This window comes from Methylosoma difficile (assembly GCF_054657615.1).
The window spans coordinates 65,325-78,642 of record NZ_BAAHYJ010000001.1; the positions used below are offsets into that span (position 1 = coordinate 65,325).

At 49.6% G+C, this 13,318-nt stretch carries 12 protein-coding genes; 6 read left to right on the forward strand and 6 right to left on the reverse strand.

All coding sequences use genetic code 11. From position 1 onward, the window contains the following. Positions 1-76 precede the first annotated feature (76 nt). The 4 genes from rnd to ACYQ1O_RS00330 form a co-directional block, all read right to left on the reverse strand. Positions 77-1,246 (reverse strand): ribonuclease D, encoded by a 1,170-nt coding sequence (gene rnd / locus ACYQ1O_RS00315; RefSeq protein ID WP_459989464.1) that lies wholly within the window; start codon positions 1,244-1,246, stop codon positions 77-79. 62 nt (positions 1,247-1,308) lie between these two features. Then, a complete protein-coding gene (locus ACYQ1O_RS00320) occupies positions 1,309-1,896 on the reverse strand; it encodes a DbpA RNA binding domain-containing protein (RefSeq protein WP_459989465.1) in 588 nt (195 codons plus the stop codon). Between the two features lie 38 nt (positions 1,897-1,934). Beyond that, positions 1,935-3,236 (reverse strand): peptidylprolyl isomerase, encoded by a 1,302-nt coding sequence (locus tag ACYQ1O_RS00325; protein ID WP_459989466.1) that lies wholly within the window; start codon positions 3,234-3,236, stop codon positions 1,935-1,937. A gap of 4 nt (positions 3,237-3,240) precedes the next feature. Then, positions 3,241-5,931 carry an LPS-assembly protein LptD gene (locus ACYQ1O_RS00330; protein WP_459989467.1) on the reverse strand — a complete coding sequence of 897 codons (2,691 nt, stop codon included), beginning with the start codon at positions 5,929-5,931 and terminating at the stop codon, positions 3,241-3,243. Between the two features lie 106 nt (positions 5,932-6,037). Between ACYQ1O_RS00330 and ACYQ1O_RS00335 the strand changes: the two genes are divergently transcribed. Both ACYQ1O_RS00335 and murU read left to right on the forward strand, forming a co-directional pair. Beyond that, the gene (locus tag ACYQ1O_RS00335) at positions 6,038-7,033 is read left to right on the forward strand and encodes an aminoglycoside phosphotransferase family protein (RefSeq protein ID WP_459989468.1); all 996 of its coding nucleotides are present in this window, start codon (positions 6,038-6,040) and stop codon (positions 7,031-7,033) included. After that, positions 7,030-7,698 carry an N-acetylmuramate alpha-1-phosphate uridylyltransferase MurU gene (gene murU / locus ACYQ1O_RS00340; protein WP_459989469.1) on the forward strand — a complete coding sequence of 223 codons (669 nt, stop codon included), beginning with the start codon at positions 7,030-7,032 and terminating at the stop codon, positions 7,696-7,698. The genes ACYQ1O_RS00335 and murU overlap by 4 nt, the downstream gene beginning before the upstream one ends. Before the next feature lie 261 nt (positions 7,699-7,959). Here the strand turns inward: murU and ACYQ1O_RS00345 are convergent, their stop codons facing one another. Beyond that, positions 7,960-9,006, reverse strand: a complete 1,047-nt coding sequence (locus ACYQ1O_RS00345) for a hypothetical protein (protein WP_459989471.1) — start codon at positions 9,004-9,006, stop codon at positions 7,960-7,962. Between the two features lie 71 nt (positions 9,007-9,077). Here ACYQ1O_RS00345 and ACYQ1O_RS00350 point away from each other — a divergent pair, with 71 nt between their 5' ends. Continuing rightward, on the forward strand, positions 9,078-9,494 hold the full coding sequence (locus ACYQ1O_RS00350; protein ID WP_459989473.1) for an HIT domain-containing protein: 417 nt from the start codon (positions 9,078-9,080) through the stop codon (positions 9,492-9,494). A 734-nt stretch (positions 9,495-10,228) separates the two neighbouring features. Here ACYQ1O_RS00350 and ACYQ1O_RS00355 read toward each other — a convergent pair. Beyond that, complete coding sequence (locus ACYQ1O_RS00355) at positions 10,229-11,119, reverse strand: LysR substrate-binding domain-containing protein (protein ID WP_459989475.1); 891 nt, start codon at positions 11,117-11,119, stop codon at positions 10,229-10,231. A gap of 124 nt (positions 11,120-11,243) precedes the next feature. On the opposite strand from ACYQ1O_RS00355, the gene ACYQ1O_RS00360 reads away from it, so the two are divergent. Genes ACYQ1O_RS00360 through ACYQ1O_RS00370 form a run of 3 tightly spaced genes read left to right on the forward strand, consistent with a single transcriptional unit; the run spans position 11,244 to position 13,202 of the window. Then, positions 11,244-11,702: a DoxX family protein gene (locus tag ACYQ1O_RS00360; protein WP_459989477.1), complete on the forward strand. Its 459-nt coding sequence runs from the start codon at positions 11,244-11,246 to the stop codon at positions 11,700-11,702. Next, complete coding sequence (locus ACYQ1O_RS00365) at positions 11,695-12,552, forward strand: pirin family protein (RefSeq protein WP_459989478.1); 858 nt, start codon at positions 11,695-11,697, stop codon at positions 12,550-12,552. The genes ACYQ1O_RS00360 and ACYQ1O_RS00365 overlap by 8 nt, the downstream gene beginning before the upstream one ends. A gap of 56 nt (positions 12,553-12,608) precedes the next feature. Next, positions 12,609-13,202 (forward strand): nitroreductase family protein, encoded by a 594-nt coding sequence (locus ACYQ1O_RS00370; RefSeq protein WP_459989479.1) that lies wholly within the window; start codon positions 12,609-12,611, stop codon positions 13,200-13,202. Positions 13,203-13,318: the final 116 nt, after the last annotated feature.

A 13,318-nucleotide genomic window follows, 5' to 3' on the forward strand; every position in this document is an offset into this window, starting at 1 on the left:
CAGAGTGAACGGAAATTCACCCTGTCGATATGGCATAAGGCGCTAGTGTGCCAATCATGTCTGTTTTTGGCAGGTATTAGCAAGATTTTTCAATAATAGTGAGCTTATCCCCGGCTATCGCCAAGCATAATTCGCCATTTAACAAGCCCACCAATTCCTTACCCGCCATGGCATAACGCCAACCATGCATTAAAGGGCATTCTTCCTCGTCATCGCTATCGTTAAACAACAGCGCCTCCAAATCTTTGCGCGAGGCGAGAATGCTGGGATTGAGCAAGTTTTCCTCGGCCCTAACCCGCACCCAAGCGGTCAAAATATCGAGGATGGCTTCTTGCTGTTGGCTTTTTTTTGCCGGACGGCCTTTTTCGTTAAGCGGTATCGGCGGGCGGTTTTTGGCATCGGTAATCAATTGGCAAAGCTCTTTACCGTACTTGTGAACAACACGCTCGTTGATACCGCGCACGGTTGCCAGTTCGGCAGTGGTCTCAGGTTGCAGTTTTGCCAAATCAAAAATCAGCTCGTCGCGCAACAACCAGCTTTTCGGGCGATTTTCGCTTTGCGCGTGTTTTTCGCGCCAGTTGGCAACTGCCTGTACGATAGACAGCTGTTTGCCGGTGAGCTTATTTTTACCTTTGATTCTTAGCCAAGCCTTTTCAGGATCCACTTCGTAAAAAGCCGGATTGGACAGTTCGGCAAAATCATGTTTCAACCAATCGGCGCGACCCAATTCTGCCAATTTTTGCAGGATGACCTGATAGACCTGGCAAAGATAAATGACATCATCCGCAGCATATTCAATTTGCGCGGGCGTGAGCGGGCGCTTGCTCCAATCGGCGCGGGTATGGGCTTTGTTCAGGTTGATGTTCAAAAAGCTGGATACCAGCATGGCATAACCGGGGTTGTCCTGAAAACCCAACAAAGGCGCCGCCACTTGGGTATCAAAAATAGGTGCGGGCAATTTGCCGGTTTCTTGGAAAAAAATCTCCAAATCTTGCCGGCAGGAATGCAAGACTTTGACGATATTAGGGTTGTAGATGGCAGCAAACAATTTGTCGAGTTTGGGCAGCGCAATCGGGTCTACGCAAGCGACCCATTCGGGCGTGGCGATTTGCAGCAGGCAAAACAGCGGATAATAGGTTTTTTCGCGCAAAAACTCGGTGTCCAAAGCAATCCAAGGCGCTTGGTCGATGGCGGCGCATAATTCGTCCAACTGCTCTGGGGTGTTTACGTAATTGATGGGGGTCATAAAGGGATAGCGGCGTCCGTTAGATTAAAAAGCCAGAAAGCATGGCTTAAGTACAAAGCTGCTCAGACGGCCTCGCTACTGGAGGGTTCGATAGCGGTCTGAAGTGATGGATTTTTAGGGCTACGCGATTTGTCGCGACGGCCTTGCGGGTAGCCGCGCCGCTTGTTGTTGCGGTTTTTAACGCGCCGGATGTCCAGTTTGCGCTGGTTAATCTCCACCAACTTCAAATGCTGGAAAATATCCGGAGGCATGGCATCGGGCAATTCAATTAAGGTATACAGGCCATGAATGTTGACGTTATTGATGTTGTTTTTATCAACACCTGATTCTTCAACCAATACTTTTTTGAGTGTTTCAATGTTCAGCTGATGCTTGCTGCCAACATCGAGCCGATAACGCACCATTCTGATGGCGGCTTTATTGACAGGCGGATTGCTCGGCAAAGTTTGCACCACAGGCTCGGCTGGCGGCGTCAACAGGCGCAACAAAGCGGCAGCACAGTCCAAAACTTCAACACCCAATTCAGCAGCCAATTCTTGGACTTGGTCGCGCTCGCGGCGCAGCCCGCTTTGCGCCAAGCTGCACCGAAGGCGCTGCACCAAAGGCACAATGGTTTCTGCCGATTCTGCGTTTTTGTCGCTGTTGTTCATGCGGATTTATCTATTGGCGATGAATTAAGTGGCATCAGTTACAGTTTGCTTTCATTAATCTCGACATAGGCTTCGTCGCGCAAGCGTCTGATCCACAATTCGGTTTCTTCTTCAATTTTACGTTTGCGGATAGCGTCTTTAACTAAATTCTTTTTAAATTCCAAACTGTTGTCTTTGTTTTCACGATCCAAAACTTGGATGATATGCCAACCAAACTGGGTTTGCACGGGTGCACTGATTTGGTTGATGCTGAGCTTGTTCATGGTTTCTTCAAAAGGCTTGACCAAATCACCAGGGCCAACCCAATCTAACAAGCCACCTTTTATGGCAGAGCCTTTGTCATCGGAGTGCGCCCTTGCCAAAACAGTAAAATCGTCGCCGTTAGCAATTCTGTCCTTAATAGCCAACAGGCGTTTTTGGGCTTCGTTATCATCAATCAAATCATTGGTTTTGATGAGGATATGGCGGACCTTGGTTTTAGTGATGATGTGGTTATCCTGGCCTTTCAAATCCAACATTTTAATGATGTGAAAACCACTGGGGCTGCGGATAGGCTCGGAAACGTCGCCACGCGCCATGTGTACAATGACATCGGCAAACAAGGAGGGGATGTTGCCCTGCGTACGCCAGCCTAAATCACCACCTTTTAAGGCGTTGCTGTCATTGGAAGAGCTGATGGCGGTTTGGGTAAAATCTTGTCCGGCGCGTAATTTACTGACCAGTGCATCGGTTTTTTTCTGGGCTTCTTGAATTTCCGCCGCCGAGGCCGCTTCTTTAACGGCGATCAAAATATGCCCCAAGTGGTATTGGATGGCTTCTTCGCCCGCCCTTTCTTGGGTTTCCATGTAATGCTCAACTTCCTTGTCGCTCACCTTAATGCGACCGCCAATTTCACGTCCACGAATCTGGTTAACGCTGATCTCATTACGCATATTGTTCAGAAACTCTTGGAACGACATGCCTTGGCGTTCCAGTTCGGCACGGAATTCGTCAATACTCATGTTATTGCGCTGGGCAATATCGGCAACCGAGCTGTTAAGCATCTCTTCACTCACCGTGACACCGGCGCGTTCCGCCAATTGCCGCTGCAATTTGTCGACGATCAACTTTTCCAAAACTTGCTTACGCAAAATGTAGTCCGGCGGCATCTGTGTGCCGCTGCCTTGGATCCGTTCTTTAATGGTGGAGACTTCTTTGTTCAGCTCGCTGCTTAAGATCACATCATCTTCAACGATGGCGACAATGTCATCAAGCATTTGCGCGCGCAAGCCAAAGCTGCTGAATGCCAGCAACGCCAGCCAAGCCATAAGAATTGCAGTGCGCAGTGGTTTGCTCAACATGTTATTAAGGTCTCCTATAACCATAAATGCTCTTTTCAAAGAATTGGTCCAATTTTTCGCCGACACCGGTCAGGCCTTTAAATTCAACTTGGAAAAACACGCCGGTCTGCGGCGAACCGTCCACATTCAGGTTGCTAATGTCCGCTGAAGTGGTGCGGTTTAAACTGTTCAGGTAATGTCTGCCAATGACCCGGAAACGCCAGCAACAGTTTTCTTTTTCGACACCGAAGAAGCTGTCTTGGGTGTTGTTATACAACCAAGAATACTGCCAGCGGCCCACGATAGACCATTGTTGGTAAACCGGCCAATGCATGGTGATGTCGGTTTGGGTGATGTCGTTGCTATGGTCGGGAATCAGTGGGTTTTTCCGGTACAAATACCCTAAATTCAGGATTTCGCCTGGCTGGCCGACAAAATGCAATTCGGCTTTGCCACGCACAAAATCATTGGTTTCAGGATCCCATTGCACGCCCGAATCTATCGAGAAATGCTTGTTAAGCTGGCTGCCCAATTCTGCCACCAAAGGCGAGTATTGGCTGGTTTCAACCGGACTTTCGGAGACAACGCCATTAATCAGCAAAGGAATGGTCACATCGCGGTTTTGGAAGTAAAAAATCTGACCAATGTTCAGTTTTAACGTTTCCAAGCCGGTGTTCGGGTCGATCAAGCGTGAAGTGATCGCCGCGCTGACTTGGTTGGCATCTTGGATGCGGTCGGAACCACTGAAACGGTTTTCCCTAAACAGGCTGGCAAACCAGAAGTCGTACAAGGAGCTGTCAAACACCGGAATGTTGTTTTGCTCTGCCTTAGGTATGTACAAGTAGAACAGGCGCGGCTCAATGGTGTGCAGTTTGTTGCTGTCGCCAATAGAGAGTTCGCGCTCAAAACGCACGCCGGTATCAGCCGACAAGATCGGCAAGGTGCGGGTCAACTGGTCGCTGCCACCTGCTGCTTGGTGGTTTAAAAAATAGTCCGAATGTTGCACGGCAACTTTAGGCGTCAAATACGCACTGGCAGTTTGCAACGGAAAACTTAAAGAAGGCTTGATGTTGACGCGCTGACCATCAACCAAGCTGACATGCTGGAAGTTGACCGATTCAGTTTCCAGCAAAGCTTCAACCGGCATACCTTCGAATGAATGGTTAAAGTTCAGGTTAACTTGCGGCAGTTTCGCATAAGGCAGACCCACGCCCGTCAAGGTGGCATCAATGGCTTGGTAAGTTTCGAAGCGTGTGCTTAAGGCCATCCCTTCGCGGACATAGTTCAGATCACCGGCACTTTTTACAAAGCTGTTGCTGGGTGAAATCAGCGCGTTACCCAGTTCGTTAAAGTAGTTGTCGTCGGAGACGTAATTTAAATCGAGGTTGGAATAAAGGTTTTGTGAAAATTGGCTGGTATTTTTAAACGATCCTGAATAACGCGATTCTTTCAAAATTTCGTCTTCGGGCAAATATTCAAGGTTGACGTTGCCTTTGGACATTTCGCTCAGATAACGGAAGTTACCTGCCAACAACACACCGCGTTTTTCAAAATAATGCGGATGGAAGGTCGCGTCGTAATTGGGCGCGATATTCCAATAATAAGGGATAGTGGTATTAAAGCCACTGATACCGGTTGTGCCGAACGACGGTGCCAAAAAGCCCGATTGTCTGCGGTTATCGACCGGAAACGACAAGTACGGCGAATAAAAAATCGGCACGCCTTTAAATTCTACCCACGCGTTTTTGGCTGAACCTTTGCCCGATTCTTTGTTAACTTTCAGCTCTGCCGCGTGTACTGCCCAATCTTGGTTGCCAGGACGGCAGCCGGTGTAAGAAACGTTTTGGTAGCGTGATAAAAATTTATTGTCGCGGTAAATGGTTTTGGCAAAACCTCGCAAGGGCGCTTCAGGGGCAATAAATAAGGTGTCGCGCAATACGGCTTGGTCGGAGGCGAACTTAATGGTGGCGGTGTCGCTATGGACAGCCAGTTCATTTTCGCTGTAATAAACATCGCCATGCAGTTCTAAGGTTTCAGAAACGCTGTCGTAATTGGCGCTGTGGGCAGAGGCGCGCTGGTCGTCGCGGCGCAATTCCACGTCGCCCAAGTAGCTGCCGATTTCATTGTCGAAAATTTCCGAATAGTCAGATTTTAAGTCGAGGGGTGAACTTTGGCGCGCATTTTCTTGCGGTAACATACGTTTTTGCGTGCCGGGTTCAGCCAAGCAGTTCGCCCAAGGGTCGGTTTTAAAACGTGCGGACAGTGTGCGGAAAATGGCTTCCTGATCGGGCTGGAAAGACGCACCCAGCAAGTTTAGGTTAACGCTGCTTTCTTCGGCAGCGGCTGGCGCTTGGCAGGTGCCAGTTTCGCAAGCGGCGACCGGTGCTGGAGCGGCAGGTTCGGCAGGAGGCACTTTCACCACCGGAGCAGTTACAGGGGCAACAGGAATACTGGGTTTTACAACAGGCCGAGGTTTCGCCTCGACAACCGGCACGGGCTGGGTAATGACCGTCGCGGCAACGGATTCAACCACTGCAGTTGGAGGTTCCGCACTTTCTGAGGGTAAGTTTTGCTTAACGCCGCCTGAAGCCGTATCGCCCAAACAAACCCATTGCTGGCTATTTTGGTCTTGCTGGCAGTTCCAAGCATCATCGTTGGCAAAACTGAAAGAAGCGGTGATTAAGAGCAAAAAAACCAGAAAGAGACGGCGAAACATAGAAAATGTAAGTTTATTGGCGTAATAGTTCGACTATCGAATAGAATGCGGGAATGGCATTCTACCTTAATTTAGCACAGCATTATAACTAATCTACCCGAACACCATGATACTTGACGATATGAGGACACTGAGCCTGAAAGACTGGCTAGAGAACGATTTGTTACTGGAGATACACGCCTTTGCTCCCGCTTCCAGCGATGCCAGTTTTAGGCGTTACTTTCGTGTGGCGACGGCGGACGGCAACCAGATTGTCATGGACGCGCCACCCGAAAAAGAAAACACCGCCGCCTTTATCCATGTCGCCGAGCTAATGCTTGCCGCTGGCGTTAGGGTGCCACGCATCTACCAGCAAAACTTGGACGACGGCTTTTTGCTGTTGGAAGATTTTGGCTCGCAATGTTTTCTTGACCAACTCAATCAAGACAACGTCGACACCTTATATAACAACGCCTTCGCCAGCCTATTAAGCCTGCAAACCAACACACCGCTAGCGACTTGCGGGCTAAACCGCTATGACCACGCCCTGCTGACCCGCGAACTGGGCATTTTCGCCGAATGGTTTATCGACCAGTATTTGGATGCAACCCTGCCTGACAAGCTCTGGACGGGTGTTTGCGACACGCTAATTGCTTCGGCACTGGAGCAACCTGTCACCTGTGTGCATCGGGATTTCCATTCACGCAACCTCATGGTTCTACCCGACCAGCAAGCCGGTGTCATCGACTTCCAAGATGCCGTCATCGGCCCCATCACTTACGATGCCGTATCGCTGCTGCGCGATTGCTATATTGCTTGGCCTAGCGAGCAAGTCGCCGCATTTCGCGACCACTATTTCCAGCAATTACTGGCAGCCAAATTGATTGATTGTCCGCCCGAACAATTCCAACGCTGGTTTGATTTAATGGGCATGCAGCGGCATTTGAAAGCCATCGGCATTTTTGCCCGTTTGCACTTGCGCGACGGCAAGTCCAACTATCTCAACGACATTCCGCGCACCTTAAACTACGTCTTGCAAGTTTGCGGACACTATCCAGAATTAAGCCCCTTTGGCGAATTTTTGCAGGCACAGGTTGCACCCAAACTGGGGGCATCGACATGAAAGCGATGATCTTAGCCGCCGGGCGCGGCGAGCGTATGCGCCCGTTAACCGATCACACCCCCAAGCCGCTGCTGCCCGTGCTGGGCAAACCGCTGATTGTCTACACCCTAGAACAACTCGCCGCCGCCGGTTTTACCGACATCGTCATCAACTACGCACATTTAGGTCAGCAAATTGAACAGCAACTCGGCAACGGCCAGCAATTTGGCGTGAGCATTGCCTATTCGCCGGAAACCGAAGCGTTAGAAACCGCAGGTGGCATCGTCAACGCTTTGCCTTTATTGGGCAACGAGCCGTTTTTAGTCGTCAATGGTGATATCGCCACCGACTTCCCTTTTGCCAACTTGCACAAGCAAACCGTTGATCTGGCGCATTTAGTGCTGATAAACAACCCCGAACACCATCCCGAAGGCGACTTCGGCCTGACCGAAGACGGCAAATTGCTGGCAACCGCCGCGCAAAAATACACCTTCAGCGGCATCGGTCTGTATCACCCCGATTTGTTCAAAGACACCCCGCCCGGCAAAAGCAAACTCGCACCGCTACTGCGCCAAGCCATGAACAACGGACAAGTCAGCGGACAGCATTTTCAGGGATTTTGGATGGATATTGGCACGCCGGAGCGTTTGCAGGATTTGGCGGATTATTACACAGCCAATAAGTAGTGATGTGTATTTCCCTTTTGCCATGCCGAGTACCGGCGTTTTCGTCGGTAACAGCCCTATAGGGTTGCGACAGGGATGCCGCAAGTCGGTAGTAAGGCTGGAAGCCTCATCTGCCGACCTCCGATGAAAACGCCGGCACGCAGGAAAAAGCGGCAAAGGGCGGCCTTTCTTTTGGATACTTTTCTTTGGCCGACCAAAGAAAAGTATCTCGCCTTCGGGTGCGAGAACCCGATAAAAAATCAAACTGTCGCGTAGCGACCACTATTTACTAAAGCCAATAAACTGCCGATACGGCGAATCCTGCTTCCACGTAATTGATTCGGTGTAGTAATGCAGCAAACCCAAATAGCCCAGCAAGCCCACTGTCACGACTTTTCTAAATTCAACACCAAAAATATGTTGGGTGAACAAGTTAACGAAACCATCACCATAAGCCTGTAAAACAAACGCCAAAGCAAAGGTAAACACCGGTAACATCAGAAAAATAGGCAATTTAAACGCTTGGGCAAAACGGTAAAAACCATTTTTGGGATGACCATAATGCTTGTTGTAATCGTGGATAACATAAAAAATATAAGCCGTTGCATCATGTACAAAACGCGGTACTAAAATCGCCAAAAAATAATACTGCTGGTCATACAGATAAAAACTGCTCAGCACCAAACCCACGTTGGCCCACATAAACCACTTGCCGAAACGCGTGTTTATGTATTGCTGGCAAATTACAGCACCCAGCAATAAAGCCACACACAACACGCCCGCCACTTGCTTGATGACCGCCACTTGTCCGGCATCCAAGCTTTTGTTCAGAAAAATGCCGATATAAATAAAAATGCCCGCCGCCACGCTCAGCCATAACAACAAATGGTAAGCCCAATCCGGCAAACGGCACACCCCACGCGCCACGCCATGTTGTTGTTTTAACACATGCAACACCGTCCAACAGGCCACCGCGATATACAACACCCGATACGGAATAAACAAACTGCCAACGCCAAACACCAGCGCAACCGCCGCTGTCATCAGCAAAATCTTGCGTTTAAAATGCTGCACATACTCGCCATTCGTCACCAACAGCACCGCGCTGGCAACTATATGTGGCGTACCAAACAAAACTTGGAACAACAGAAAATGCGACGGGCTGCTGGGCAAATTATCACGCAGATAACCTTGCCAAAATCCGGCATCCACGGCTTGCAGCAACAGACAAACCGGAATAATCGCATACAACCCCAACAACCACCGAAACGACACCAACCGTTTGCGCGGTTCAACCCCATCCAAATGGGCAATGCTTTGAGCGGACATAAGACAACCTTTGTTATTATTTTTTTTAGATTACGTTAAACTCAATCTTTTAGCTTAACCACAGGCAAGCCATGACTTTTCAACTCCACCCCCGGCTTCAGGAAGACTGCATACTTGTGGGCCGTTTTAAACTGTGCCACCTGTTGCTGATGAATGATAACCACTATCCGTGGTTTATCCTAGTGCCGGAAATACCCGACATCCGCGAGATTTATCAACTGAACCACACTCAACAGCAACAACTGATGACCGAATCCTGCTACTTGGCAGAACAGCTGGCCGACCTCTACCAAGCCGACAAAATGAACATTGCCGCCATCGGCAATATGGTCCCGCAACTGCACATCCACCATATAGTGCGTTACCAAAGCGATGCCGCCTGGCCTGCGCCGGTGTGGGGAAAATTTGCGGCGGTTGCTTATACTGAAGAAGAAATTGCGGAACAGCTTGGGATTTTGCGTGGGCGATTGGTGTTAAATGGTATATAATTCAAAGCACACCAAACCAAAGAGTTAAAAGAGACCTAAATCCCATTTAGCCTCTGAATAAATTAGCATAAAAATTAATTTGTAACTTTTTACGGTGTGCAAAAAGCACTTGCAATAAGCGGTCTGAAAAGAATCAAAACCTAACTATTCTATATATTGAATCAAATTTGTAATTTTAAAAACAGAGGGAATTAAAGATGAAAACATTACTTATAGTGGTTTCCGCCATTGTATTAAACGGTTGCACAGTTGGCAGATATGTAACAAATGTAACCTCAACAGGATCAAATCAGCTAACAGTTGAGAAATGCACGACAAAAACATATGGTAACTTTTACTGGAATACAGAATGCAGTGAATCAACGTTAACCGTTGGAACATCGACAAGCTCAAAATAGAACTCGTAATTTGTATTCAATGATTAAGGAACGATTTAACATGCGTGGTTACTGTAAGTATTTTTTATTTTTTTCGGTTCTAATTAGCTTAGGCGGCTGTACTGTCGGAAGGTATGTAACTGATGTATCACTTGGAGGCGAAAACTCATTGGCTGTTGAAAAATGTACTACAAAAAAATGGGATTTGTTTTTTTGGAACACCGAATGCAGCTCAACAAACGTAAAAATAATATCGCCCAAATAATACATGGCACTTTTGGAACAGGGATTGTTCCAAAATCAACATCGCTTAGCAGGATACACATCACCTACATTTACCCACCACCCCCAAAAAACTTACAAAAAAACCTCCCCAATCTGGCCCACAAACCAGGCCAATACCTTGCCCTGATTGTTGGCCTTCCAAGCCATGACCATCTCTGCCGAAGTGTCGGCGTGGTCGACCGGCAACGCCACCAGCTGGCCTTGGTCGAGATAGGCTTGCACACGCTGCAAGGGCAAATAGCCGACGCCTAGGCCGTGGCGTAAGGCGGTGATTTTTTCGGCAATGGTCGGCACGCTGAGTACGGGGCGTCTGCTTAACAGGCGCTGGCTGAGTGCGGCTTGGTGACGCGCGGAATCGCGCACCACCACAAACCGGTGGCGTTCGATGGCGGATAGCGACAGTGGTAGCGGCTCATCCAAAAGCGCGTGGCCTGGTGCTACGCAAAACACCCATTCCAACCAACGCAAGGACGCAGAATTAATCCCGCGCGCCTGTACCGCTTCCGCACCGACGCCCAACACCAACTGCGCCCGTCCGCTGGTTAACGCTTCTGCCGTCCCGCCCAGTACTTCTTCGTAAAGGTTGATTTCTATATCGGGGTATACTTGGTAAAAACCGTTGATAATCGGGTAGATAAAATCAAACGCCAACACCGAATCAATGGCGATGTTAAACACCGGTTCGAAACCGCTGTGGGTGTTTTTGGTAGCAATCGCCAAGCGTTCGGTCGCTTGCAAAATCTCGCGCCCATGCTGGAGCAACAATTGCCCCGCTTCGGTCAACACCGCGCGCCTGCCCTCTTTGACGAATAACACCACATCCAAATCTTGCTCTAATTTCTGTACCGTGTAGGTGACTGCCGAAGGTACGCGGTACAAAGCATTGGCTGCGGCGGCAAAGCTGCCTTTGCTGTCGATGGCATCTAAAACCTCTAATGCTTCTAAGGTGATGGGGTATTTCATAACCGCTCCCAGTAAATATCAGAATTTTTGAACTATTTTTGCAATTTATTTTGATTTTTTAGCTCAGATACACTGATTACAATGCATCCGTCGTTGTAATTATTTAAACAATTAGGAGTCTATTATGAACGATTTATTCACTAAAAGCCTTGTTTCCCACGGCGGTTTTGCCGCTTTGGCCTTGCGCTTGCCAATTGGCTTGATCTTTGCAGCCCACGGCGGACAAAAATTGTTTGCTTGGTTTGGTGGTTACGGACTTGAAGGCACAGGACAGTGGATGGCCTCAATCGGCTTAAACCCCGGTTTTTTGATGGCCTTGCTGGCTGGCGGCGCGGAATTTTTTGGCGGCGTCCTGCTCATGTTGGGTTTGCTGACCCGCCCCGCTGCCATCGCCAACGCCTTAACCATGGCGGTCGCCCTGTTTTGGGTACACTGGGGCAAAGGCTTTTTCTTAACCGATCACGGTATTGAATACGCCTTGGCGTTATTGGCGGCAACGGTGGCCTTAGCCATCATGGGTGGCGGCAAATGGTCGGGCGACCAACTCCTGCTGGACACTTGGGAGGAAAACCGTCATGAATAAACAAATCCGCGCACTTCGCCAAATCATCAACGCGCAAGACACGTCCGATGGCGCAGGCGTTAAGCTGAAGCGCAGCTTGAATGCCCAACAAAAACAGGCTTTCGATCCCTTTTTAATGCTGGATGAATTTGGCTCGGACGAAGCTGCCGATTATATTGCCGGCTTCCCCGAACACCCACACCGTGGCTTTGAAACCGTCACCTACATGCTGGAAGGCGCCATGTTGCACCGCGACCATCTGGGCAACAAAGGCCATTTGTGCGCCGGATCGGTACAATGGATGAGCGCGGCGCGGGGTATTCTCCACTCGGAAATGCCCGAACAGGACAACGGCAAAATGCACGGTTTCCAGTTGTGGATCAACTTGCCCGCCAAAGAGAAGATGAACGACCCACGCTATCAAGAATATGACGCCGCTGAAATTCCGCAACTGGCGCTGACAAACGGCGGCAGCGCCAAAATTATCGCCGGTGATTTTGTCTACGCAGGGCAAACGGTGCGCGGCGCGGTCAACAACGTCAGCACCCGGCCTTTGTATGTTGATGTGCAAATCGCAGCCGGAGAGACACTGGAATCCGCTGTTGATGTCCAACAAACGGTGATGGTCTATGTTTACCAAGGCCAGCTTGCGGTGGGTGCGGAACAGGATGTTTTAAAGGCAGGCCAGCTGGGCAGGCTTGACAATGGCGATAGCATCACCCTGCAAGCCATAAACGACAGCCGTTTTTTGCTGCTTGCCGCCACGCCCATCAAAGAACCGGTGGTGCAATACGGGCCGTTTGTGATGAACACTCAAGCGGAAATCGAACAAGCTTTCCGTGATTACCGCGATGGCGTGCTGACGCGCTAGCTTCGCAACCTCACAGCCTTTACTTTTAGCGATTCAATTTAATACAGGAACCGACCATGCTCAAAAAACCCGCCATCACAGAAACCCACATCCACGAATTAATGCAAAACCGCTGGAGTCCGCGCGCATTTGATGCCAACAAAACCGTCAGCGACGACGACTTGACCGCCTTGTTGGAAGCCGCGCGCTGGTCGCCTTCGTGCTTCAACGACCAGCCGTGGCGTTTTGTGGTGTTTGTCAAAGCCCGTGACGAAGCCGCTTGGCAACAAGCCTTGGCAACACTGGCAGAAAAAAACCAGCTTTGGGCAAAAAATGCACCCGTGCTGATCCTTGCCGTTGCAATGGATCATTTCAGCCACAACGGCAGCCCCAACCGCCATGCCCAATACGACACCGGCGCAGCCAGCATGGGTCTATCCCTGCAAGCCACGGCTTTAGGTTTGGTGGTGCATCAGATGGGTGGTTTTGACGCCGCCAAAGCCAAAGCTTTGTTTAAGCTGCCTGAAAATTGCACGGCAATGAGTATGATGGCAGTGGGCTATCAAGCCGATGCCGACAGCTTGGATGAAAGCCTCAAAGCCGCCGAATTGGCTGAGCGTTCCCGCGCCAGCCTGGAAAGCCGTTGTTTCTTCGGCGAATGGGGCGGTTAAAGCCTCGTGATTGCCGGGTGATGTGGTAGCATTTTTCAACTGACCACATTCGGGAGATTCTCATGCGCAAATGGCTAGCAGTCTTTTTTACCCTGACCCCATTGTCCGCTTGCAGC

Bases quoted from the DNA above. Each gene is read 5' to 3' on its own strand.
- rnd (WP_459989464.1), bottom strand. From the start codon at position 1,246: ATGACCCCCATCAATTACGTAAACACCCCAGAGCAGTTGGACGAATTA.
- ACYQ1O_RS00350 (WP_459989473.1), top strand. From the start codon at position 9,078: ATGACTTTTCAACTCCACCCCCGGCTTCAGGAAGACTGCATACTTGTG.
- ACYQ1O_RS00330 (WP_459989467.1), bottom strand. From the start codon at position 5,931: ATGTTTCGCCGTCTCTTTCTGGTTTTTTTGCTCTTAATCACCGCTTCT.
- ACYQ1O_RS00325 (WP_459989466.1), bottom strand. From the start codon at position 3,236: ATGTTGAGCAAACCACTGCGCACTGCAATTCTTATGGCTTGGCTGGCG.
- ACYQ1O_RS00355 (WP_459989475.1), bottom strand. From the start codon at position 11,119: ATGAAATACCCCATCACCTTAGAAGCATTAGAGGTTTTAGATGCCATC.
- ACYQ1O_RS00365 (WP_459989478.1), top strand. From the start codon at position 11,695: ATGAATAAACAAATCCGCGCACTTCGCCAAATCATCAACGCGCAAGAC.
- ACYQ1O_RS00370 (WP_459989479.1), top strand. From the start codon at position 12,609: ATGCTCAAAAAACCCGCCATCACAGAAACCCACATCCACGAATTAATG.
- murU (WP_459989469.1), top strand. From the start codon at position 7,030: ATGAAAGCGATGATCTTAGCCGCCGGGCGCGGCGAGCGTATGCGCCCG.
- ACYQ1O_RS00345 (WP_459989471.1), bottom strand. From the start codon at position 9,006: ATGTCCGCTCAAAGCATTGCCCATTTGGATGGGGTTGAACCGCGCAAA.
- ACYQ1O_RS00335 (WP_459989468.1), top strand. From the start codon at position 6,038: ATGATACTTGACGATATGAGGACACTGAGCCTGAAAGACTGGCTAGAG.
- ACYQ1O_RS00320 (WP_459989465.1), bottom strand. From the start codon at position 1,896: ATGAACAACAGCGACAAAAACGCAGAATCGGCAGAAACCATTGTGCCT.
- ACYQ1O_RS00360 (WP_459989477.1), top strand. From the start codon at position 11,244: ATGAACGATTTATTCACTAAAAGCCTTGTTTCCCACGGCGGTTTTGCC.